Source organism: Austwickia sp. TVS 96-490-7B (genome assembly GCF_019331795.1).
Lineage (GTDB): Bacteria > Actinomycetota > Actinomycetes > Actinomycetales > Dermatophilaceae > Austwickia.
In genome coordinates this window covers 657,819-680,127 of sequence record NZ_JAHPZL010000008.1, presented here as the reverse complement: position 1 = coordinate 680,127, position 22,309 = coordinate 657,819, and the positions used below count along the sequence as shown (strand labels likewise).

General features: G+C 62.5%; 20 protein-coding genes and 1 other RNA gene. 14 read left to right on the top strand and 7 right to left on the bottom strand.

Annotated elements, in window-relative coordinates:
• Positions 1-10 precede the first annotated feature (10 nt).
• Genes KEM60_RS13590 through KEM60_RS13580 form a run of 3 tightly spaced genes read right to left on the bottom strand, consistent with a single transcriptional unit; the run spans position 11 to position 3,421 of the window.
• Positions 11-295 (bottom strand): hypothetical protein, encoded by a 285-nt coding sequence (locus KEM60_RS13590; RefSeq protein WP_219108090.1) that lies wholly within the window; start codon positions 293-295, stop codon positions 11-13.
• A gap of 31 nt (positions 296-326) precedes the next feature.
• Positions 327-1,883 carry an acyl-CoA carboxylase subunit beta gene (locus tag KEM60_RS13585; protein ID WP_219108089.1) on the bottom strand — a complete coding sequence of 519 codons (1,557 nt, stop codon included), beginning with the start codon at positions 1,881-1,883 and terminating at the stop codon, positions 327-329.
• 41 nt (positions 1,884-1,924) lie between these two features.
• Entirely contained in the window at positions 1,925-3,421 is a 1,497-nt protein-coding gene (locus KEM60_RS13580) for a methylmalonyl-CoA carboxytransferase subunit 5S (protein ID WP_219108088.1), read from the bottom strand.
• 305 nt (positions 3,422-3,726) lie between these two features.
• On the opposite strand from KEM60_RS13580, the gene ftsE reads away from it, so the two are divergent.
• The 6 genes from ftsE to ssrA all read left to right on the top strand — a co-directional run bounded on the left by ftsE (position 3,727) and on the right by ssrA (position 8,473).
• Positions 3,727-4,416, top strand: coding sequence for a cell division ATP-binding protein FtsE (ftsE, locus tag KEM60_RS13575; RefSeq protein WP_219108087.1), 690 nt, complete (start codon positions 3,727-3,729; stop codon positions 4,414-4,416).
• Positions 4,413-5,315 carry a permease-like cell division protein FtsX gene (gene ftsX, locus KEM60_RS13570; protein ID WP_255574633.1) on the top strand — a complete coding sequence of 301 codons (903 nt, stop codon included), beginning with the start codon at positions 4,413-4,415 and terminating at the stop codon, positions 5,313-5,315. Before ftsE ends, ftsX begins: the two co-directional genes overlap by 4 nt.
• A 50-nt stretch (positions 5,316-5,365) precedes the next feature.
• A complete protein-coding gene (locus tag KEM60_RS13565) occupies positions 5,366-6,637 on the top strand; it encodes a M23 family metallopeptidase (protein WP_219108086.1) in 1,272 nt (423 codons plus the stop codon).
• Positions 6,638-6,804: 167 nt separating this feature from the next.
• Positions 6,805-7,275 carry an SsrA-binding protein SmpB gene (smpB, locus tag KEM60_RS13560; RefSeq protein WP_219108085.1) on the top strand — a complete coding sequence of 157 codons (471 nt, stop codon included), beginning with the start codon at positions 6,805-6,807 and terminating at the stop codon, positions 7,273-7,275.
• 160 nt (positions 7,276-7,435) lie between these two features.
• Complete coding sequence (locus tag KEM60_RS13555) at positions 7,436-7,870, top strand: pyridoxamine 5'-phosphate oxidase family protein (RefSeq protein WP_219108084.1); 435 nt, start codon at positions 7,436-7,438, stop codon at positions 7,868-7,870.
• 236 nt (positions 7,871-8,106) lie between these two features.
• Positions 8,107-8,473, top strand: a transfer-messenger RNA (tmRNA) gene (gene ssrA / locus KEM60_RS13550).
• A gap of 163 nt (positions 8,474-8,636) precedes the next feature.
• Here ssrA and KEM60_RS13545 read toward each other — a convergent pair.
• Positions 8,637-9,017, bottom strand: coding sequence for a co-chaperone YbbN (locus KEM60_RS13545; RefSeq protein WP_219108083.1), 381 nt, complete (start codon positions 9,015-9,017; stop codon positions 8,637-8,639).
• Positions 9,018-9,115: 98 nt separating this feature from the next.
• On the opposite strand from KEM60_RS13545, the gene KEM60_RS13540 reads away from it, so the two are divergent.
• The 5 genes from KEM60_RS13540 to KEM60_RS13520 all read left to right on the top strand — a co-directional run bounded on the left by KEM60_RS13540 (position 9,116) and on the right by KEM60_RS13520 (position 15,054).
• Positions 9,116-9,529: a VanZ family protein gene (locus KEM60_RS13540; RefSeq protein WP_255574632.1), complete on the top strand. Its 414-nt coding sequence runs from the start codon at positions 9,116-9,118 to the stop codon at positions 9,527-9,529.
• Positions 9,530-9,732: 203 nt separating this feature from the next.
• Positions 9,733-12,192, top strand: coding sequence for a DEAD/DEAH box helicase (locus KEM60_RS16665; protein ID WP_255574631.1), 2,460 nt, complete (start codon positions 9,733-9,735; stop codon positions 12,190-12,192).
• A 28-nt stretch (positions 12,193-12,220) separates the two neighbouring features.
• Positions 12,221-12,775 carry a YqgE/AlgH family protein gene (locus KEM60_RS13530; protein ID WP_219108082.1) on the top strand — a complete coding sequence of 185 codons (555 nt, stop codon included), beginning with the start codon at positions 12,221-12,223 and terminating at the stop codon, positions 12,773-12,775.
• Between the two features lie 81 nt (positions 12,776-12,856).
• Positions 12,857-13,225 carry a DUF3039 domain-containing protein gene (locus tag KEM60_RS13525; RefSeq protein ID WP_219108081.1) on the top strand — a complete coding sequence of 123 codons (369 nt, stop codon included), beginning with the start codon at positions 12,857-12,859 and terminating at the stop codon, positions 13,223-13,225.
• Positions 13,226-13,296: 71 nt separating this feature from the next.
• On the top strand, positions 13,297-15,054 hold the full coding sequence (locus KEM60_RS13520) for a DEAD/DEAH box helicase (protein ID WP_219108080.1): 1,758 nt from the start codon (positions 13,297-13,299) through the stop codon (positions 15,052-15,054).
• A 27-nt stretch (positions 15,055-15,081) separates the two neighbouring features.
• Here the strand turns inward: KEM60_RS13520 and KEM60_RS13515 are convergent, their stop codons facing one another.
• Positions 15,082-15,567: an Lrp/AsnC family transcriptional regulator gene (locus KEM60_RS13515; RefSeq protein ID WP_219108079.1), complete on the bottom strand. Its 486-nt coding sequence runs from the start codon at positions 15,565-15,567 to the stop codon at positions 15,082-15,084.
• A gap of 176 nt (positions 15,568-15,743) precedes the next feature.
• Here KEM60_RS13515 and KEM60_RS13510 point away from each other — a divergent pair, with 176 nt between their 5' ends.
• The 3 genes from KEM60_RS13510 (at position 15,744) to KEM60_RS13500 (ending at position 20,398) form a co-directional block, all read left to right on the top strand.
• Positions 15,744-16,805 carry an RDD family protein gene (locus KEM60_RS13510; RefSeq protein ID WP_219108276.1) on the top strand — a complete coding sequence of 354 codons (1,062 nt, stop codon included), beginning with the start codon at positions 15,744-15,746 and terminating at the stop codon, positions 16,803-16,805.
• Positions 16,806-16,964: 159 nt separating this feature from the next.
• Complete coding sequence (locus KEM60_RS13505; protein ID WP_219108078.1) at positions 16,965-19,022, top strand: acyltransferase family protein; 2,058 nt, start codon at positions 16,965-16,967, stop codon at positions 19,020-19,022.
• 119 nt (positions 19,023-19,141) lie between these two features.
• Positions 19,142-20,398, top strand: coding sequence for an acetyl-CoA hydrolase/transferase family protein (locus KEM60_RS13500; RefSeq protein WP_255574630.1), 1,257 nt, complete (start codon positions 19,142-19,144; stop codon positions 20,396-20,398).
• A 29-nt stretch (positions 20,399-20,427) separates the two neighbouring features.
• Here the strand turns inward: KEM60_RS13500 and KEM60_RS13495 are convergent, their stop codons facing one another.
• Both KEM60_RS13495 and KEM60_RS13490 read right to left on the bottom strand, forming a co-directional pair.
• The gene (locus KEM60_RS13495; RefSeq protein WP_219108077.1) at positions 20,428-21,045 is read right to left on the bottom strand and encodes an isochorismatase family protein; all 618 of its coding nucleotides are present in this window, start codon (positions 21,043-21,045) and stop codon (positions 20,428-20,430) included.
• 5 nt (positions 21,046-21,050) lie between these two features.
• Positions 21,051-22,307, bottom strand: coding sequence for a nicotinate phosphoribosyltransferase (locus KEM60_RS13490; protein WP_370626375.1), 1,257 nt, complete (start codon positions 22,305-22,307; stop codon positions 21,051-21,053).
• Positions 22,308-22,309 lie beyond the last annotated feature (2 nt).

The window sequence follows — 22,309 nt, the reverse complement described above, 5'->3', positions numbered from 1 at the left end:
CTTCCCTCTCCTACCGGAACATGCGCGGGGCGTGCGTAATGCGATGCGAATGCTGGACGTCGGAACGCCCCTGCTTGGCCCACGTCGTGTGGCGACGCAGGTGGACCTGCTTCACCTTGGCCCGGTGACCCAGGTATGCCGCGCAGGCTGCGCTGATGGCGAGAAGAACGTCATCGGGAACCTTACCGGTCGGATGGAACTGCTCGAGACGGTTCTCGAGTGTTTCCACACGGGCGGAGAGGGTCTTGACGGCCTCGACCAGCTCGGCGATGTGTTCGCCGGTGATCTCGCTCATGTCGTTTCCTTCCTTGTCGGGTCAGGCTCGATCAGAGCGGGATCAGGCCGTGCTTCTTCGGCGGACGCTGGTCGCGTTTGTTTTGCAGGACTTCCAGTGCCCGAGCGATGTAGAGCCGAGTTTCGGCTGGCTCGATAATGTCGTCGACGAGGCCCCGAGCCGCAGAAACATATGGCGTGGAGAATGCCTCACGGTAGAGCGACACCAATTCGGCTCGCTTGGCTTCCGGGTCGTCCGCGTCAGCAATTTCCCGACGGAAAACGACGCCAGCAGCGCCTTCGGCGCCCATGACCGCGATCTCTGCGGTTGGCCACGCAAATACGCGGTCAGCGCCCAAGTCCTTCGAGCACATCGCCAAGTAGGCGCCGCCATATGCCTTACGCAGCACCACAGTGATCTTGGGGACCGTCGCCGAGGAGTAAGCGAACAGCATCTTCGCGCCGTGACGGATGATGCCGCCGTACTCCTGCTGTGTGCCGGGCAAGAATCCAGGCACGTCGACCAGGTTGACCAGCGGGATGTTGAAGGCGTTGCAGAACCGGATGAACCGTGCCGCTTTGTCCGAGGAGTTGATGTCGAGCACACCCGACATTTGGTTGCACTGGTTGGCGATGAACCCGACGGTGCGACCGGTAATCCGGCCAAAGCCGATGACCATGTTCATGGCGTATCCAGCCTGGACTTCCAAGAAGTCCCCGGCGTCAACAAGCTTGGCGATGACGTCCCGGACGTCGTACGCCTTTTTGGGGTCCTCGGGGATGATCGAGTTCAGCGACTCATCCGGCTCCACCTCGTCGTGTCCCTCGACGAACGGCGGCTCTTCCGTGTTGTTGCTGGGCAAGAAGCTCAGCAACTTCTTCGCGATGAGGATGGCCTGCTCGTCGTCGTCAGCAACAAAGTGCGTCACACCAGAGCGGGACATGTGAGCGGCCGGACCACCCAGGTCCTCAGCAGTGACCTGCTCGCCCGTCACCTGCTTGATGACGTCGGGGCCAGTAATGAACATCCGCGACTTCTGGGTCTGAATGATGAAGTCGGTCAACGCGGGGGAATAGACCGCGCCGCCAGCGCAGGGGCCAGCGATGATCGAGATCTGCGGGACCACACCGGACAAGGCGACATTCTGGAAGAACACCTTGCCGTAGCCGGATAGGGAGTCGATGCCTTCCTGGACCCGGGCGCCGCCGGAGTCGTTGATAAAGATGAACGGCGTGCCGTTTTCCAGTGCGGCGTGCAGGGAGTTAGCAACCTTCACCGAGTGCATCTCACCGGCCGAGCCGCCAGCCACGGAGAAGTCCTGGGAGGCGAAGTGCACCGGGCGCCCCAGCACGTTACCCGTGCCGGTGACAACGCCGTCAGCTGGCATGACGGCCTTGTCCATCCCAAACAAAGTGGTGCGGTGCTCGGCGAAGAGCCCGACCTCCTCCATGCTTCCCTCGTCAAGCAAGGTGTTGATGCGCTCACGTGCGGTGAGCTTGCCTGCTTCGTGCTGTTTGGCGTGTCGCTTTTCGCCGCCGCCGGCTTCGACCTCGGCGCGGCGTGCACGCAGTTCTTCGATGCGCTGCTGCATCGTCTTCTGCTGAGCCATGGCGTTCTCTCTTGTCTAGGTCTGGATGTCGTCGGTGGCGCTCAGGCCGGCTTCACAGCCACGGCGTGTTTGCGGCCGTCGACGGTGATCTCGTATTTGATCGGGCCACGCACCGGTCCGGTCTTGCCATCACCAGCTGCTGCGGCCTGTTCGGCTGCCAGCTCGGCCGGGTCCTTGGCCACGGACTTCGGGCCTTCGGGGCGAGTCTTGAAGAATCCGGGGGCGACCTTCGGGAACATCGCGTAGGTCAGGACGTCCTCGTCAGTCCCGTCGAAGCCCTCGACACCAGCGGCTTCTTCTTTCAGCGCGTCCCACTCAGCAGGAATGAGGTCGGCTGGACGACAGTCGATCGGCTCCTTGCCGGTCTGCGCCTTGGCCTTCTCAACCACGGCAGGGTCGTACTCGCCGAGGGTGTAGCCGTAGTAGCCGAGCATGAGGTCAGCGAATTCAGCGGTGAGGACCTTGTACTCGCCCATGAGGACGTTGAACACGGCCTGGGTGCCGACAATCTGGCTGGACGGGGTGACCAGCGGCGGGTATCCGGCCGCCTGACGAACGCGCGGAACCTCTTCGAGGACCTCCTTCAGCTTGTCGCCAGCACCTTGCTGCTTCAGCTGAGACTCCATGTTGGAGATCATGCCGCCAGGGATCTGGCTGTCGAAGATGTCGGTTTCGACGTTAAAGGCCGACATGAACTGCTGGTACTTCGGCTTCACTGCGGCGAAGTGGTCCTTAATGCGGCGCAGCAGCTCTTTGTCGAGGTCGGCGATGTACCCGGTGCCTTCGAGCATTTCCTGGACGGACTCGGTGGGGTTGTGCCCCGGGCCCAGCGACATTGAGCTGATCGCGGCGTCCACGACATCGGCGCCCGCTTCGATGCCCTTCATCAAGGAGACCAAGGTGACGCCGGTGGTGGCGTGACAGTGAATGTTGATTTGCATGTCCGGCATCTCGGACTTGATCGCGCTGACGATGTCGTAGGCCGGCTGCGGCTTGAGAAGAGCAGCCATGTCCTTCAGCGCGAGGGAGTCTGCTCCCATATCGCGAAGCTGACGGGCGAGTTCGACGTATCCGTCGACGGTGTGCAGGGGAGAGGTGGTGTAGCAGATGGTGCCCTGGGCGTGCTTGCCGCTCTTCTTGACCGCAGCCATGGCGCGTTCGAGGTTGCGGGGGTCATTCAGCGCGTCGAAGACCCGGAACACGTCCATGCCATTTTCGGCGGCCTTCTCCACGAAGTGGTCGACGACATCGTCACCATAGTGGCGGTATCCCAAAAGGTTTTGGCCTCGGAGCAACATCTGGAGTTTGCTGTTGGGCAGCAGCTTGCGGAAGGTCCGCAGACGCTCCCACGGGTCCTCGTTGAGGAACCGAATGCAGGCATCGAAAGTCGCCCCGCCCCAGCACTCCACGCTCCAATAGCCAGCCTTGTCGATGTCGGCGCAGGCATCAACCATGTCTTCCATGGCCATGCGCGTCGCCATGAGGCTCTGGTGAGCGTCCCGAAGGGCGAGCTCTGTCACACCGATCTGTCGCGTCATGCGGTCATCCTTGCATGGGCGGGTTGGGCCGGTCAGCAGCTCGAAACGTAATGAGGACCTAGGTCATCGGGGATCAGCGGCATATTCCGAGGTGTGGGACAAGTCGCGTCGACATCCGGACACCCCTGGTGCTGTGGCGTCTCCACACCGGGAGAGGGGCTGACCCGGGCTGCGACACCTAGGCCCACCTGCGCCCGACGGGACCCTGGGCGCCGTAGTCTCGACTGCAACGCGCCCGACGCGCGGCCAGGGTTGCCGGGCCCCTACGCCTGCAACATCGTTCGACCAAGGACGTAGACAGATCGATGATCGATTTTGCTGGGGTCACCAAGAAGTACGGATCGGTGATGCGCCCCGCTCTGGACGACGTGACCGTGTCCATCGGTGCAGGGGAGTTCGCCTTTCTGGTGGGAGCCTCCGGGTCAGGCAAATCCACCATGATGCGGTTGATTCTGCGAGAGGAACGCCCCACCGCTGGAACGATCGAGGTGGCAGGCCGGGACCTGGTCAAGATCAGGAGGCGGCAGGTGCCACGGTTACGTCGGGACATAGGGATGGTTTTCCAGGATTTCCGGCTCCTGCCGGACAAGACCGTCGACCAAAACGTGGCCTACGTCATGCATGTCCTGGGAGCCCCACGCAAAACCGTACGGACCGCTGTAGCGGAGGCGCTAGATCTCGTGGGACTGGCTGGGATGGGACGTCGGTTACCCCACGAACTGTCCGGTGGTGAGCAGCAGCGGGTGGCGATTGCCCGGGCAGTAGTGAAGAAGCCCACTTTGCTTCTCGCTGATGAGCCCACCGGCAACCTCGACCCCACCACGAGTTTGGGCATTGTCTCGCTGCTCGACGAGATCAACAGTGCGGGGACGACGGTGCTGATGGCCACTCATGATGACGACATCGTCAACCAGCTGCGTAAACGTGTGATTGAACTCCAGGAGGGCAAGCTCGTGCGGGACCAGGACCGTGGAGTTTACGGAGGTATGCGATGAGGCCTCTGTTCCTGCTGGGAGAGGTGTGGACAGGGCTGCGCCGAAGCGCATCCATGGCGACGTCGATCATGATCGTCACCGCAGTGTCGTTGCTGTTTTTCGGGATCGGGCTGTTGGCGCAGCGCCAGGTCGAAACCGCGAAGGGATATTGGTACGACAAGGTCGAGGTGTCCATCTTTCTATGCACCAAAAACTCCAGCGAGGACAACTGCCGACGTACGGCGGTGACTCAGGATCAGATCGATCACCTGGGCGAACAGCTCAACACGATGAAACCGGTCGTGAAAGATGTGGCCTTCGAATCGCAGGAGGAAGCTTATAAACGTTTTAAGGAACAGTTCACCAACCCGGCTTTTCAAGACACTCCGCAAGAAGCGATCCCTGCGGCATACCGGGTGAAGCTGTCGAACCCGAAGGATTATGACCTGATGTACCAGGCGTTCAACGGGGCGCCTGGCGTCTCATCGGTCAAGGACATCCGAGCGATCCTGCAGCCGCTCTTCAGGGCGATGGATTTCCTGCGGTACGGCGCGTGGTCCCTGTCAGCATTGATGTTGGTATGTACGGTGCTATTGACATCAACGACGGTGCGCCAGGTCGCCTGGAGTCGACGTCGCGAGATCGCGATCAAGAGAGTGGTGGGCGCAAGTAAGGCGAGTGTTCAACTTCCCTTCATGGTGGAAACGTTATCAGCGGTCGTTGCAGGTTGCTTATTAGCGATAGGTGGTCTCGTCGCATTCGTGTATTACGGTGTGATGCAATTGGCGAGAAGGTTCCAGGATTTTCGGTGGGTCGATATGTCCGATGTGTGGGCAGTGGCCCCGACGATGGCAGTGCTGGGAATCATTGTTGGCGGTGTCGTCTCCTGGTTGGCTCTGATCAGATATGTGCGGGTGTGAGGCCGAGATGAGCTAAACGGCCCCTCCCGCCCTGGGTGGGGAGGTTCGTTGTGCGCCATTGGACAAAACACCTCGGCCAACGGGTAACCCCGGACCGCCGACGGTGGGCTCAGGCTGTTTGCGCCGGATCAATGTGCCTGGTAGCTGCCGGGCTATTCGGTGGGACTGCGGTCACCTATGCCGACGATCTGGACCAAGATCAGCAGAAAGTCCGTTCAGCGCTAGAAGAGTCCCAAGGCAAGTTGGCCCATCTATCAGCGCGCGCCCGATCTGCAGTGCTGGCCTTACAAGCGACGCAAGCCAAACTGACCGAGGCACGTCAGGCCCTCGATCAGGCGTTGGCATCGGAGAAAGCCGCGCAGGAACGACAGAGCGTGATCGAAGGCGAATTGCACGTGGCTCGACGTGCAGAAGTTGAGGGCCTGGCAAAGATCGCTGCAATCCGAGCTGAGCAGGTAAGACATGCCGATATTCGCGACAATATGGCCCGCCAGGCTTACGAAGGGGCGGGTCTGGAAAGACTGTCAGCGGTGCTTAACACCGACCGGACCAAGGACTTGTCCGATCGGATGTACATTGTGGAGAAGGTCAACGACGCCCAGAATGTGATGCTGCAGGAACTCGCGGAGGCCAAACGTCGAGCCGACGAAGAACAAGTCAAACTGGCCGAGACACGACGTCGTATCGCCGCGTTGAAGGTCGAGGCAACTGCTGCGCTGCGCCAGGCCCAGGAATCCCGTCAGCAAGCTGACGAGGTGCGATCTCGGTTGGAAGGTCTAGAAAACGACCAACGCAAGGCATCCGAGGCGGTTTCTGCTGAACGTGCCGCCGAGCAGGAGCGAGTTGCGCAGTTGCAGGCGCAAAATCAACAGATTCAGGATCGGCTGGCCCAGCGAGCCCGTGACCAGGGGCAAAATCCGTCAGCGCCACCTCCCAGCGGTAATGGCCGATTCTCGGTGCCGGTAGCAGGTCCGTTTACCTCCGAGTTCGGATGGCGGATCAACCCGGTCACTGGCTCGCAGGAGCTGCACTCGGGGCTGGACATCGGCGCGGGATGCGGTACGCCGGTCTATGCCGCTGGGGACGGCGTGGTCATCCATGCTGGCTGGATCAGTGGCTACGGAAATGCTGTCTGGATCGATCACGGGGGCGGCATTGTCACCACCTACAACCACATGTCCGGTTATGCCGTCTCTGGCGGGTCGGTGAGTCGGGGGCAGGTGATCGGTTCGGTCGGGACCACTGGTCAATCCACCGGGTGTCACATGCACTGGGAGGTGCGAGTCAATGGGGCGCCAGTCAACCCGCGTGGCTGGTTCTGACCTGGGTACCTCGTGACTGGTGTGGGTCGAAGAGGCAGGTGATGCCCGCCGGTATAGCGAAGGTATAGCGAATAACTCCTCGTGTCCGCCCTGACGTGGCAGGTAAGCTGAGGCGCCGCTCCGGGTGAGAGACGCTACGGACCGGCTGGTGATGGGAGGAGGCGGTCGTGGCCAAAGAGAAGGGCACGTCGGTGATCGCGCGGAATCGAAAGGCGCGTCACGATTATCTCATTGAGGCGACGGTGGAGGCGGGGATCGTTCTCCAAGGCACCGAAGTGAAGTCCTTGCGGATGGGGCGGGCGTCCCTGGTGGACGGATTCGCTTCAATTTCTGGCGGGGAAGTGTGGTTGGAAGGGGTGCACATTCCGGAGTACAGCCAGGGTACGTGGACCAACCATGCGGCTCGCCGCAAACGCAAACTGTTGCTTCATCGGGTGGAGATCGACAAGCTCACGGGAAAGACCCGAGAATCTGGGCACACGCTGGTGCCTTTGTCGCTGTATTTCAAGGATGGTCGGGCCAAGGTCGAGCTGGCTCTCGCGAAGGGTAAGAAGGAATACGACAAACGTCATGCACTGCGCGAACGCCAGGATCGGCGTGAGGCGGAGCGGGCGATGTCGTTGCGCACAGTTCGGTGACAATCAGCGTCGTACGGTAGTCCGGTGGGCCTCCCCGGGACCGAACAGCGTACGCTTCCAGCAACGTTCGTGGCAGCTTCGTGAGTTGAGTGTCATCTTCTCGGTGTCTGACCCAGCGTTTGATGAGATGCCGTCGTACAGGAGAGGTGGAAGTCACACCATGATCGATCAGACCATGGAGGTCCTCGACGAGAAGCAGTGCTGGGAACTCTTGGAGGCCCGGGAGTATGGCCGCCTAGCGTTCTCAGTGGCGAATTCTCCCGACATTGTCCCCATCAATTACCATGCCCGGGGAAAAAAGCTCTTCTTCCGCACGGCGTCCGGGAGCAAGCTTCTTGCGGTCACTATCAACCACAAGATCGCTTTCGAGTACGACGAGGTCAGCGACGGCAAAGCCACCAGCGTCATCCTCTACGGCACGGCCCGAGAACTGACTTCCCCCGAGGAGAAGGAACACTTCGAGCTCTTGCCGCTGCATCCCTGGGTGGCAACGGAGAAGTACCACTACGTAGAGGTCACGGCAGATCAGATCAGCGGCAGGATGTTCTTGCTGGGAGGGGAACCACCTGAGCCTGAGGTTGACGGCACCGACTGAAGGGGGTGGGTGGTGTCGTCGCTCTCTAGATTCGTTGATGACGATCGCTCCGCGCTGCTCAGGCCCCTGGCATAACTAAGGTGACGTGCTGCTGATGGTCCAGGTATCCTGTGACAGCTGCGGACAGGGCTCGTAGATCTGGGTCATCGACATGACGTGGGTGGCACCGGCGGCTCGCGTACTGTACGTAGCTTGGTTTCTGTTGATAACTGCACAGCGTGACGCGCCTGCTCCATGGGGGTGATCGGTTTCGACGTCGGTTGTCATTCCAGGGGAAGCGGGTCGAGGATGTCGGGTTATCTCGTTAACGATCCCGGCAAACCAATAGGTGCCGATTCCAAGCGCACCGACTTCGCCCTCGCCGCCTGAGCGAGCCTCGAAGTCCGTCAGCCTGAGTTCGCTGCCGACTCAGTTCCTGGCGTCAGCTAGGTAGCTTGCTGCATCGTCATGTCGGGGGACGATGCGGGACTTTTACTCGACTGGGCCTGTCAGGGAACGTGTGCGTGCGAGTCCTGGGGCCGAGAAAATCCAGAGCGCACTGCGCCCGGAGAAGTCCTGGTTCGGTGCCGGCGGACGCGGGTTCGATTCCCGCCACCTCCACGCCATGACAGGCGCGTCACGCTAGTGCGGTCCATCATCCGGATCAATGTTCGGGACAGCTGATCGTGAACAACAGCCGGTCTTGACCAACAACTGAGGGACACCCCACGGGGTGTCCCTCAGTTGTTGGTGCCGGAGCCCCTGGCATGGGGTGCGGATCGTCTGATCAGCCCTGGGTGCTGTTTTCGGCTTCCTGGCGGGCAATCTCGGCGTGAACCTCGGCCATGTCGATTCCTCGAATCTGGCTGATGACCTCTTCAAGAGCTTCAGCCGGCAGCGCACCAGGCTGGGCGAACAGCAAGACGCCGTCACGGAAGCCGAAGACGGTGGGGATGGAGGTGATCTCCAGGTCGGCGGCTAGCTCGGGCTCTGATTCGGTGTCGAGCTTGCCGAAAGTGATGTCGGCGTGTTTTTCCGAGGCGGCTTCGAAGATCGGGGAGAACTGGCGGCACGGCCCGCACCACGCGGCCCAGCAGTCAACCAGGACGATGCCCTCCTTGTTGACTGTTTCCTCGAAGGTGTCGGCGCTGAGGTCGATTGTCGTCATGTCGTGGCAACGCGATGAGATGCCAAGACATTCCGGACAAGGTCTCGCTGGTGTCAGCCCCAGGTAGGGAGTGGGGTGACACTGGTCGGGTGTCGGATATGCGTTCTTCCACAAAGAGTGTCCCCGCTGGCCGGTCAGGCAGAGGATTGGATCGTCAGGTCCTCGCTGTGGCGACCCTGATGGTGGTGGTGGGTGCTCACTTGTGGGCTTTATACACGCCATCTGTGGGCGGACCGCCCTTATTCCCAGGTGTGGACAAAGTCGTCCATGTCGTTCTCTTCGCGGTTCCGGTCCTAGCAGCTGCCGGAGTGTGGCGGCGATGGTGGTGGGGCGCTGTCATCTGTGCGATCCACGCTCCGGTGAGTGAAATTGTCCAGGCGTTGTGGGTGCCCGGGCGCAGTGGTGACCCCTGGGACGCGGTGGCCGATCTGGTGGGGGTGTCGTTGGCCTCGACTGCGCTGGCGTGGTGGGGCTCCCGGGTCGCGGTCAAGGCACCTCAAAGCCGCTGGTAAGCTGGAAAGTCCCGCATTGTGGCGGGTGAACATCATCAATCCACGCCCCACACCGCGCAATGCTGCTGACGTCGAGGGGCTCTCTGCCGGGCGGCATCCGTCGTCCCGGCCCGCCCCGTCGCCGGTATGGCGACCGTGCGCCGGTGACTGCCGCTGTGGCTCAGCGGAAGTTCTGCGCGCACCAGACGCACAAGGAAGGCGTCATGACAGCGCACAAACCTGCTCCGGCAGCGAAGAAGAAATCTCGATGGACAGCGGCTCAGAAAGCTGAGGCGCGCAGCGGAGCTCCTCGCGGACGTCAGCGGGCGTCTTCCCCGACCTGGGGTCGGGTAGAGCCGGCTCGTCCTGATCGTGGCGGCCCTCGTCGAGGTGAGAGCAAAGACCGCGGCTACGACCGTGATGCCAGACCAGCTCGTGATAACCGAGACGGCGGATCTGGCTTCCGGGGAAATGACCAGTCCCGGGAGGGTCGGAGCGGGGATCGCGGATACGCCCGCCCTCAGCGCGGTGATAGCCGCGACCGGTATGACAACCAGGGACGTGGTGACCGCCGGGAAAACTGGCGTGACACTTCCGGAAACCGCAGCGGAGCTCCTCGCGGATATGGGCGCCGCGATGGAGATGCTTCGGCTGAGCGCCGACCGTCGTTCCGCGGAGACGCACCGAAAAATCGTCGTTTTGACGGCGACCAAGACCGTCGACAGGACCGTCCGTGGCGTGAGCGTGACTCTGCCCAGCCGGGTCGGGACCGTCGTAGCGATCAGGACCGTGGAGACAGCCGATACCGTCGCGACGATACCCCGCGGGGGCCCCGTCGTGACCGCCGCGAAGACAGCGGCTACCGAGGCGCGGGGCAGCGTTGGGACCAGCGGGATAGTCAGCAGGGCCGGGAGCGCCCCGATCACCGCTACAGCGGCGATGATCGAGCGCGCGGTCCCCGTCGGGATGACCGGTACGGCGACACTCGGCGTGATGAGCGTCAAGATGATCGTTACCGCACCAATCGTCGTGACGACCGGGAACGTCGAGAGTTCATCCCAGACCGCTCCTGGCGCGACCGTGACTCGTCTCGAACAGACCGTGACGGCGACGCGCGTCGTTCTTTCCCGCAGCGGGATTCGCGTGGCCCGCGTCGGGAGGACTTTAGACCAGCTCGCGGCGAACACCGCGGTGACCGGCCGACCACTGATCAGGACTTCCGGGCCCGTCGTCGTCCGGAGCACCGGGTCGATCACCACGCGGAGCGTCTGCGGCGTACGGATGCTCCGGTGCGGGAGATGCCAGAGCAGACCCCGGTAGTAGACGTTGACGTCGCAGCCGATAACGGGTTCGCGCAGGCAGGTGTCCCAGAACCGTTGGTACGTCGGTTGGCGCGCGATGGCATCACCACCCCCTTCCCGATCCAAGCAGCAACGCTTCCTGACTCGCTGGCCGGCCGGGACGTGCTTGGCCGAGGACAGACTGGTTCGGGTAAAACGCTGGCTTTTGGTCTGCCGACCTTGGCGCGTCTCGTCGACGCCGGTCCGGCGCAGCCCCGTCGGCCCCGTGCGCTCGTGCTGGTGCCCACCCGAGAGCTCGCAATGCAGGTCAGTGACGCCTTGGAACCGTTGGCTCATGTGGTGGGAGTGCGGCACAAGCTGGTGGCTGGCGGGCTGGCTTACACGGGTCAATTCGCGGCCCTCGACCGTGGGGTGGACCTGCTCATCGCAACCCCGGGGCGGTTGGTCGACCTGCTCGAACGTGGCGCGGTGCTATTGGATGACGTCAACATCGCTGTCCTTGACGAAGCTGATCACATGGCTGACATGGGTTTCCTGCCAGCGGTCACTGAGATCCTTGATCTGATTCCCGCAGGCGGACAGCGATTGCTGTTCTCCGCGACCCTGGACAAAGGCATCGACACGGTCGTCGAACGCTACTTGTCTGAGCCAGTGGTCCACTCCACAGACGAAGCCACCGCCAGCGTCACCACGATGGACCACCACGTGTTGCTCCTCGAGCCCAACCACAAGAAGGTAGTCACTGCCCAGGTTGCCAACCGGGACGGGCGGACCATCGTCTTTGTGCGCACCAAGCTCGGCGCTGACCGAGTTGCCCGGGAGATCCGTGAACAAGGCGTGCTGGCTGCGGCATTGCACGGCGGGCTCAACCAGGGTGCCCGTAACCGCGTTTTGGCAGCGTTTAAGGACGGCCGGATGCCGGTGCTGGTGGCCACCGATGTGGCAGCTCGGGGTATCCACGTGGACGAGGTGTCAGTGGTGCTTCAGGTCGACCCCCCAGCAGACCACAAGGACTATCTGCACCGGGCAGGGCGAACCGCGCGGGCTGGTGAGCGGGGCACTGTGGTGACGTTGGCGCTTCCGCATCAACGGCGCACCGTGGAACGTCTCTGCAGCGCGGCAGGTGTCAATGTGGTCCCGACCCGGGTTGCTCCGGGTGATGACGCCTTGTTGGCGGCCACCGGCGCTCGTCGTACCAGCGGTGTCCCGGTACCGGAGGAGGCTTACCTTCGCATCGTGGAACCGCGTCCCAAGCGCTCAAGCCGCTTCGGTGGGCGGGGTCGCTTCGGCGGCGACGGTGGTCGCTCCCCGCGTTCTCACGGAGGGTCCGGCCGTCGGCCGTACGGCGATGGACGGGACGGCGGACGTCGTCGGGATGCATGAGAGGCGTTGATCGGGTAGCACTGGAGGTGTGACCGAATTTCTCGATGGACGCTTGTTGGTGGCTTCTCCGGTGCTCACCGAGCAGGTGTTCCACCGCAGTGTGGTGCTGATCCTGCACCACACTGCGGACGGAGCGCATGGTCTGGTCCTGAACAAAAGGCTTGGGGTCGATGTTGATCGGGTGCTTCCGGGCTGGTCGCCGTATCTGAGTGCGCCGGTAGAGCTGTTCCAAGGTGGACCGGTGTCCTTGGATACGGCGCTGGGATTAGCTGGTGTGGTGGGGGCGGGCACGCCGTCAGCGGTGCATCGGTTATTTGGTGGGGTTGGCGTAGTCGATCTCGATGCCGACCCCACCGAACTGTCTGGTCGGGCGGTGGGGATGCGGATCTTTGCCGGATATGCCGGATGGTCGGCTGGACAGTTGGAATCTGAGCTGGCTAATGGCAGCTGGTTCCTCGTCAATCGGGAACCTGCTGACCTGTTTCCCGAACATCCAGAACAGCTCTGGTCCACGGTGTTGCGGCGTCAACCCGGGCACCTGGCTTTCGTGTCTGCCTACCCCGGCAACCCGGAATGGAACTGATCGGTGCAGATACCGGGCGCCTGCGTTCCCGCGACCTGGCAGGTCTGCATCGACATGGGTACGCCTCTTACACTGGCGGCCATGACGTCGTCGTACGCCTTCCCCGCTCTGAACTCGCCGCGCGCCTCGACGGTCCCCGGCGATCCACTTGACCCGTACGGCCCCGGTGGTCCCTTGGAGCCTTCTCGTGGTCCCTCAACCGCCACCAGCGTGCTGGAGCGGGAGGAGACCTCCGCAGCCACTCAGGTGTCTGAGCCGGGAGATCACGAACGGTTTTCGCATTACGTGCGCAAAGAGAAGATCCTGGAGAGCGCGATGTCTGGGCATCCTGTCGTTGCCCTCTGCGGGAAGGTGTGGGTTCCAGGGCGCGACCCGCAACGCTTCCCGGTGTGTCCAGCATGTAAAGAAATCTTCGAGGGCCTGCGCGAACCGGCTGACGGCGACGAGTGAGGTGTGGAGCGCCGCGGTGAGGCACATCCCTCCGCCGCGGCGTCATTCCGGTCGGGTACGCTCGCCCAGCGATGAGTACCTCGGCTGCCTCCCACCTGTCTCCGGCCTTCCCCGAGCGTGCCGCTTGGGGGACCGCCCGCAAGCTGCGCGCCTGGCAGGCTGAGGCCCTGCAACGCTATCTAGAGACCGACCCACGGGATTTCCTGGCCGTAGCCACCCCGGGCGCGGGGAAGACGACGTACGCGCTGCGGGTCGCCACAGAACTGCTCGATCGCAAGGTCGTGCAAAAAGTCACGATCGTCGCGCCGACGGAGCACCTGAAGACCCAATGGGCTGATGCAGCGTCCCGAGTGGGGATTCATATTGACCCCCGATTCACCAATGGAGCAGGCGGGACCAGCAGCGACTTCGACGGTATTGCGTTGACCTACGCTGGAGTTGCTGCGAAACCTTTACTCCACCGCGCTCGGTGTGAACGGTGGCGCACCCTGGTGATTCTTGATGAGATCCACCACGGTGGAGACACCTTGGCCTGGGGAGACGCGATCCGGGAGGCCTTCGAACCTGCTACCCGTCGGCTGGCCTTAACTGGGACGCCGTTCCGCTCTGACACTGCTCCGATCCCGTTTGTGCGCTACGAACCGGACTCTGACGGGATCCGGCGGTCGTCGAGCGATTACACCTACGGGTATGCCGAGGCTCTCGCCGACGGAGTGGTCCGACCAGTGATCTTCCTTGCCTATGGCGGCAATATGCGGTGGCGGACCAAAGCTGGCGATGAGATCGCGACGCGGCTGGGCGAGCCGATGACCAAAGACCAAATCGCTCAGGCGTGGCGGACTGCGCTAGACCCGCGGGGGGAGTGGATCAGTTCAGTGCTGAGAGCTGCTGATCAGCGGTTGGGGGAGGTACGACGACATGTCCCTGACGCTGGGGGGTTGGTCATCGCCACCAACCAGACCCAGGCACGGGCCTACGCAGGCATCTTGAAACGCATCACCGGCGAGCATCCGACGGTGGTGCTTTCTGACGATCCCAAAGCCTCCCGATGCATTGAGTCGTTCGCGGAGGGGGAGCAGCGATGGATGGTGGCGGTGCGGATGGTGTCCGAAGGGGTGGATGTCCCCAGACTGGCAGTCGGTGTCTTTGCGACCTCTACGTCGACCCCGTTGTTCTTTGCTCAAGCGGTGGGACGTTTCGTCCGGGCTCGTCGTCGCGGTGAACTGGCCAGCGTGTTTCTCCCGACAGTTCCCATCATCTTGGAGCATGCCGCCCGGTTGGAGGACGAACGCGATCACGCCTTGGATCGGCCTTCGACGCTCGCCGAGGGCGATATGTGGGCCCCGGAAGAGGCTTTGCTGGAAGAGGCCAACCGATCCAGGTCGACCGCTGATCTTGGCGAGGAACAGCTCTCGTTCGAAGCGTTGGAGTCCGATGCCACCTTTGATCACGTTCTTTTCGACGCCGAACAGTATGGTTTCGCTTCCGATCCAGGCTCAGCAGACGAAGCGGATTTCCTGGGCTTGCCGGGTCTGCTCGAACCTGACCAGGTGGCACATCTGCTGGCAGAGAAGCAGCGTCGACACGCTAAAAAGCGCCCCACAGCGGGACAGGATCCCCAGGCCACCGGGCATCGTGCTCTGGCAGCGACCCGAAAAGAGTTGAACTCCTTAGTGTCGGCGTACGCCCACAAAACCGGTCAGGCCCATGCCGTGGTACATGCCGAGCTACGGCGCCAATGTGGCGGACCCACTCTTGATCAGGCTAGTCACGAGCAGGTCACCGAACGCATTACCAAGATCCGGGCCTGGTTCGTGGGGAGACGATGAGCGGTGCCATTCCCTACGGTCGGCTACTCAGTCGTGGGTTGGCAGGGCTGACGCCTGAACCAACGGCAGGGTCCTGCTTTCAATATGAGTGGATAAAGCGATCTGGGTGGAGGCTCGCTCGATGTGGTCGTGCTCGACGATCGCGTCGATGACTCGCTGTAGGTCGCTGTTGTTACGTGCTACCACGATCACGAACAGGTCGAAGGCGCCGGTGATCGTATAAGCCTCGATCACTTCCGGGATGGAGGACAGGTGAGCTACCACCGGGGATTGCCCGGCGGTCTGCCGGATTTGCAGGCTACAGAAAGCTGTGACGGGATACCCCAGAGCTCCAGGGTCGATGGTCGGGGCAAGCGAGGCAATCACTCCCCGGGATTGAAGCCGCTCCAGCCGGGCTTGAACGGTGCCACGGGCAACCCCGAGGGCACGAGAAGCCCCCAGCACGCCGATGGTGGGTTGCTCGGTGAACAGCGCGATGATGCGCGCGTCGAGAAGGTCCACGCCCTGAGTCATGACCTGGAGGGTAGCCGTTCTGTCCGACAACGTGGTGGTCACTTCGGAAAAGCCGACCCGGACAAGTTTTTTCGCTGGTCGGGATGCTGTGCGTGACGATGGCGTCGGTTGAGGGGTAAGTCCGGCTGAGGTACGGCGGGCATGGAGCTTTCAGGGCAGTCTGACAGGATGGCGACATGGCGCTCCCCCCTCCTGGTTGGTACGACGATCCTGCACAGAGCGGTCAGCTGCGTTATTGGGATGGCGTGGCTTGGACCGAACATCTCAGCGACCCAGCCTCCCCGGCCGTCCCAGAAGCGACCGCACCGGTGTCAGGATCTGCCGCTCCTTCTTCGATGACCTCACGCACCACTGAGACCGTCGAACCGACGGCCTCGGCAGAGGCGACCCCCGGGCAGACATCAGGCGGACAGCCAGCAGGAGGGCAGGAGGCGCCGTCTGGGGCTGGGGAACCGGCGGCCCCTATCGCTGGCGGTCAGCAGCCCAGCCAGAGGTCCCCTGAGTCGGTGGCGCCCCCGCAAAGCGTCACGCCCGGTGGGCCACCGCCATCGTCCTCACCTGGTGACACTCCAGCGTCCCGACCAGCGGAATGGTCCGGCCACCACGGCGGATATCCTCCGATCCCACCTGGCCAGGGTCCTGGTTACGGGCCGGTGTCTCCCGGAACGGATCCCCGAGTGCACGGCGGTGTCCCGCAGACGCGTACGCTAGAGGGCGCTCCGTTGGCAGCATGGTGGCAACGTCTGTTCGCGTACCTCGTCGACGATCTGGTCTGTTTGGCTCTGGCAATGCCGCTGGGGTTACTGATGGTGTGGTCTCACATGGATGTGGTCAGGCCCTGGTATGACAGCGCGGCAGCGTCTTTGGCTGCTGGAAAGCCAGCAGACCCCATCCCGGCCAGCGTCCAGGCTGTGTCCGCTGCGGTCATGGTGGGCAATGTCTTGGTGTATTACCTCTACGAGTTCGTGCTACTGGCGCGGGCTGGTACGACTCCGGGACGCAGGCTCATGGGAATCAAGGTCGTGGAGCGCGGTGGCGGTGAACTGACATTCGAGTCGGCCTCACGTCGCACCGCTATCAAGATCGCCGGTCAGCTCGCGCTCACAATGCCTGTCCTGGGTACTATCGGGTTTTTCTTCATGCTTTTCGACCTGGGTCGAGGCATGACTGACCGCTCTCGGCGGACCATCCACGATGTGATCGGTCACAGTGAGGTGGTAAAGATGCGTCGGAAGTGACAACTTCCGGCGCCGGACGGGCAGCTGAGGGAGAGTGGTGGCAAGGATCGAAAGTGTCGGGAGGCCTTTCGCCGTGGCTCCACCGTTCAGGATGCGCTGAGGGCGAAGCTGGGAACGACATGCCCCGTCGGGGCATTCAGACAGGCGGGAAGGTACGACGTGCACAAACAAGCGGCAGGGGGCCTGACGCGGCGAGGGAAGGCTACGCGAACGGCCTACCTCCCGGGTCTGGATGGCGTCCGCGCATTGGCTGTGATGGCGGTGTTGTTCTACCACTTCCAGGTGCCGGGTTTCGTCGGAGGATTCCTCGGCGTCGACATCTTCTTTGTGCTGTCCGGCTACCTCATCAGTAGCCAGTTGTGGGCTCGATGGTCGATCCGAGACATTGATCTCAAACAGTTCTGGCTGGGACGTATTCGACGGCTGTTCCCCGCTGTCCTGTTGCTGATGGCGTGCTCCGGGGTAGCGATGGCCATCGCTGAACGGGACCAGCTGGGATCCTTCTTCGGAGATGTCGGGGCTGCAGCGACGTACACCTCCAACTGGTGGTACATCCTGCATAAACGTTCGTACTTCGAGGCGGCTGGGCGTCCACCAGTGCTGCAGCACCTGTGGAGCCTTGCCGTCGAAGAACAGTTCTACGTGCTCTGGCCTTTACTCGTGGTACTCGTCTGGCGCAAAGTGCCGTATCACCGAGGGCGGCGAGTAGTGCTCACGACCGTCAGCGCACTGCTCGGCGTGCTGTCTGCGCTCGCCATGGGTCTGGGCTCGGCGATGGATAACGTCCCGGGGATGGGGGACCCGAGTCGGTGGTATTTCGGAACGGATAGCCATTCGATGGGCATGCTGTTCGGTGCGTCACTGGCTTTCTATCGCGGTGGGGCAGGCTTCGGGAAACTGATGCCAAACTTGGACCGTGCATCGATGCGCGCCACCGCGGTGGGCTCACTCGCGTTGGTGGGGCTGCTGGCATCGATCAGCTTGATCGATGAATACTCGGCACCGTTGTATCGCTATGGATTTCCTATCATTGCGTTGACTACCACCGTGCTGGTGTCAGTGGTGGCTCGTCCTGGGCCGCTCGCCAAGCTTTTCTCGTTTCGTTTCCTGCGATATATCGGACAACGGTCCTACGGGCTCTATCTGTGGCACTGGCCGATTGCTGCTTTTACCCGCCCTGATCTGGATGTTCCGTTCAACGGTCCCCGGCTGTGGGTTCTTCGACTGGCATTGACGTTCTTCCTCGCTGAGTTGTCGTACCAACTCGTCGAGCAGCCGGTCCGGAAGTACGGCTGGCGTCGTCCGTGGTCCGGGGTGACCTGGAACATCAAACTGGTGCGTCTTGCCGCAATTCAGCTGGTGGTGGGTGTGGCCATTGCGATGGTGTTGCCCGCCCGTATGGATCTGGACAGTGCTGCTGGGGCAGATACTCCAACGACCCCGGTGAAAGGCCCGACTCCGAAAGCCACCAACGGAACCACGCCCCCACCAGTGCCGAAATTGACGCCAGAGCAGGTCACGCCTCGTAAAGACCTGTCTGTGGTGATCTATGGCGACTCGGTCGCAGTGGGGGCTCAACCAGCGTTCCTGAAGTTCTTTGGCAAGGTAGACAACCGCGCCAAAGTGGCTGAACAGGCTTGGAAGCTCCTGCCAGATCTGACCAACGCATCAAACGCTGGGAACATCAAAGCGGACATCGTCGTCCTGCACACTGGCGACAACGGCTTGATCGACGACGGTGAGCTCAAAACCGCGTTGGATTCCTTGAAGGATGTCAAACAGGTCATTGTGGTCACTCCCAAAGTGCCCCGTCCCTGGGAAGCTCGGGCGCTGCGAACGCTACGCACCGTGTCTCCGAACTACGCCAACGTGTCCATTGCTGACTGGCATGCCTACGCCAAGGGCAAGGCGAATCTGAATTGGTTCGTCGAGGACGGCATCCACTTGACCCCCGCAGGGGCTGATGCCTATGTGCGTCTGATCATGACCTGCATCACGATTCCGGCGCCCCCCAAGCCAAGTACCACCGCGCCAGACCCGTCTGGGACGATCACCGGTGGGGTCAAACCACCCACCGGTGGCGGTCGTGGCGGTGGCGGCGCTCCGGCACCAGGGGCTCCTGGTGGCGGCGGTAACGGCGGCAGTGGGGGCGGAAATGGGGTCAATGGATCAGGCATCCCTCCGGCCGTGCCTACCGGATCGAGTCAGCGGTACTAAAAGGATTGAGTCAGCAGTACTCACACCTGCCCGGCTGGGTGCCCCGGCTGGACGGCAGACAGACGGTGGTTCTCTCGAACGTTCTCCGCACAGCCCCCACAGCTGGCACAGTGGGGGCTGTGTCTACGATCACCGCTGATCAAGCTGCTGCTCTCATCGCAGCCAAAGCTGCCGAACCCCGCATCGTTGTCAGTGGTAACGGGGCTGTTCCCTGGACCATGTTGCGTAGCGTCGACGCTCACGTGCCTCGATATCGGTTGTTTGTGCTCAACTCCCCAGTAGGGGTGCCAGACCGCGACGGGGTGACCTTGGAGTCGGCATTTGTGGGGCCGGGAATGCGTCGAAGCCCAAGGTTGGCTTATTACCCCTCTCGGTTGAGCCATGTTCCTCATCTGTTTCGCTCGGGGAAACTCGCCGTGGACGCGGTGGTGGTGCACACCTCAGTGCCGTACAACGGCAAGGTGAGCTTGGGGTGTGAGATCAACATTCTGTGCGGGGTGATAGAGGCAGCTCAGGCTTCAGGGGGGTTGGTGATCGCTCAGACCAACCCCACGATGCCGTACACCTTCGGTGACGGCGAATACGACCTCGACATGTTCGACGCAGTCGTGGAAGCGGACGAGCCGGTCCGACCGCTAGGACATGGCGCGGTCAGTGCATCGGCGGCCGATCCGGAACGGGCCGAGTCGGCAGCAATCATCGGAGCATTAGTCTCCGACCGAGTGGGCGATGGGGCCACCTTGCAGCTCGGCATCGGCGAGATCCCTGACGCGACCTTGGGCGGCTTATCCCGCAAGAAAGACTTGGGAATTTGGACGGAGATGCTCTCTGACGGCGTGCTGTCCTTGGCGGAGGCTGGCGCCCTGGATCCGGACCGGGTGATCACGGCGTCGTTCGTGTACGGCTCGTTGGACCTCTATCGATGGATTGATCGAAACGAGCGGGTGCGGGTGTTGCGCACCGAGACAGTCAATTCGCCAGCCCGTATCTGTCAGAACTACGGCATGACGAGTATCAACACGGCGCTGCAGGTAGACCTGTTGGATCAGGCGAATGCGTCTCGCATCAAAGCGCGGATCCATTCAGGTTTCGGCGGCCAAACAGATTTCACGGTGGGCGCGATGCACGCTCCGCACGGCCAAGCGATTATGGCCCTTCGCAGTTGGCACCCTAAGGCGCAAGTATCAACGATCGTTCCCTTGCTGGATGAACCGGTGACCTCGTTCCAACACACCTGTGTGATCACCGAGCATGGGGTTGCCGAGATGATGGGCTGCTCGGAGAAGGAGCAAGCGGCCAACTTGATTGATCGGGCAGCACACCCCGGTGTCCGGGCACACCTGTGGGATCAGGCCCGACAGCTGGGTCTCGCCTGACTCCCGGGGAGAGGACGTGCCGGAGGCTTTCAGCAGGGGCCGCCTCCGGCAAGTTCGACTCCAGCGTTGCGCATGTCGGCCAGTGCGGCCGCAGTGGTGGTCGTGTCGACACCAGCGGTCAGGTCGAGCAGGACTCGTGGGGAGAATCCTTCCTGGGCAGCGTCAAGGGCTGTCGCGCGAACGCAGTGATCTGTGGCCAGACCGACGATGTCCACCGAGGTGATGCCGCTATCCCGGAGCCACTGCCCTAGACCAATGTCCTGCCCCTCGTCGGTGGTAGCTCCTTCAAAACCGCTGTAGGCAGCGTCACGCCGTCCCTTACGGAAGATCGCGTCGATCTGGGTGGCTTCCGCGGCCCAGGCGGGATGAAACTCCGCTCCCGAAGTCCCTACCTGGCAGTGCCGCGGCCAGGTGTCCACATAGTTTGGATGTGTCGACCAGTGGCTGCCGGGGTCTTCGTGCCAGTCGACGGTGGCGAGGATCGCGGCGTAGTCGGCTCCATGGGTGCGGACGTGGTCGGCAATGGCTGCGGCGACCTGGGCGCCGCCCGGGACGGCGAGGGAACCACCTTCGCAGAAGTCGTTTTGGACATCGACGACGATCAAGGCACGCTCGGTGAGCACGGGGTCCTCCTCGGGGTGGGTCATGGCTGTCAGCGGATGGTGTCCTGGTAGAGAGTGGGGATCACTGGCTCTCCGCGAGAAAGACGGCGTGCTCCGGCGGGGAGTTCAGCTAAAGCCCGTTTGTGGTGAGCCCGACCGGCGTTGGCGCTGGCGTCCGCGATGACATCACCGTCACGGACCAGCTCAACGAGCAGATCACGGTCGTTGTCGTCTCGAAGGGGTCGTTCGCCGATGCCGATGACCTCAGCCTCTGCGTCGCCGTACTCAGTGACCCGGCGCAGGGCATGTTTGCGGCCACCGACCGAGTTCTTGTCTTTGCTCTTCTTGGCGACGTCAACCAAGCGGCCGGTGTCATCGGCGCGCGAAACTAGCTTGTAGACCAGCCCTGCTGTGGGGTGGCCTGATCCAGTGACCAGGGAGGTGCCCACTCCGTAGGCGTCGACCGGGGCAGCGGCCAACGCGGCGATGGCATGTTCGTCGAGATCGGAGGTGACCACGATGCGGGTACTGGTGGCTCCTAGGGCGTCAAGCTGGGCGCGCACTTCGTGGGCTTGAGTGACGAGGTCGCCCGAGTCCAATCGCACCGCACCGAGGTCATTTCCGGCGATGTCCACTGCGGTGCGTACGGCGGTAGCGACGTCGTACGTGTCGACGAGGATGGTGGTGCTCCGCCCCAGGCTGGTGACCTGCGCGGTGAAGGCGTCACGTTCGGTGTCGTGCAGCAACGTGAAACTGTGAGCTGAGGTACCGGCGCTGGGAATGCCGTAGCGACGGGCGGCTTCGAGATTGGAAGTGGTAGCGAAGCCGCAAACATAGGCGGCGCGGGCGCAGGCCACGGCGGCAGCTTCGTGGGTACGACGGGAGCCCATCTCAATGAGGGGGCGCCCCCCGGCGGCGGTAGCCATCCGGGATGCGGCTGAGGCGATCGCGCAGTCGTGGTTGTAGATGGAGAGGAGCAGAGTCTCGAGCATGCAGGCTTCGGCGAAGGTGCCTTCGACGATGAGCAGAGGAGACCCGGGGAAGTAGATCTCGCCTTCGGCGTATCCCCACATGGAGCCAGTGAATCGGAAGTCCCGCAGATAGTCCAAGGTGGTGGAATCGACGATCCGCTGACTCTCCAGGAATTCGAGTTCCTCTGGGCCGAAATTGAATTCGCTTAAGGCTTCCAACATGCGTCCGACTCCGGCGACGACGCCGTAGCGACGACCGTCGGGGAGTCGACGCCCGAACAGCTCGAAGACACTGTGCCGATGAGCGGCCCCGGAGTGCAGGGCGGCTTGAAGCATGG